1 protein-coding gene is annotated in these 697 nt (G+C 48.8%); it reads right to left on the bottom strand.

Annotated features, from left to right (window positions below; all coding sequences use genetic code 11):
• Nucleotides 1-79: 79 nt before the first annotated feature.
• Nucleotides 80-697 (bottom strand): glutathione S-transferase N-terminal domain-containing protein (locus A3750_RS18660; protein ID WP_156498732.1); only part of this gene is annotated, 618 nt, incomplete at its 5' end.

Genomic DNA, 697 nt, shown 5'->3' on the forward strand with positions numbered 1-697 from the left:
GGCTAAAACGAAGTGTTGCATTAAACAGTGCGTAACACTTCGCCCAAAAAACGGTAACGATGTACCAAATAAAGGCAGGCTATCGAGCGTATTCGCGCTTCAAGTAGTCTACGATGTCGGCCGATTCAAATAGGGCGGCTCCGGTGTTCGGATCCTCGAGATAGGGCACCTGTACGTTACCATGTTGCTTGTGGAATGCCTCTCGTTTTGAGTTCTTGATTGGCTCGTATGGTCCTATGTTCAAACGTAGCTTGGCTGGTCCCATATCGGCGCGCTGCTGCTTACCAAGGTTGATCAACAAGTATGGAAGTTCGAGCTCGCATAACAACTCGCGAACAATTCGAGAAAACGGACTAGATTCAAAACTATATAACACCAGCGGTTGAGCGGCAGGCGAAGATGCACGCGCCTTTGATCCCGCGTTTAAGCGAAGCAAAGAGCTCATGCGTGAAGTCCTCAGCTTTTTCGCCGAAACGCGCATACTCTGAGGTACTTCGCATTGCTTATAGGTCTTGTAGAGGTGAGAGATAATCGCTTCCGCTCCGACTAATCGATCGTCGGAATTGGAATCAAAAAGTGCTGGAAGTTGATCTGATCCAGCATCTTTTTGAAGCTGGCGAATATTACGACCGCCGATAGGGCACGGCATGATCATTACGTCTAGATTTAACCCCGTCAACGCTTCCCTGACCAGTCT

It is taken from the genome of Oleiphilus sp. HI0079, from assembly GCF_001635105.1.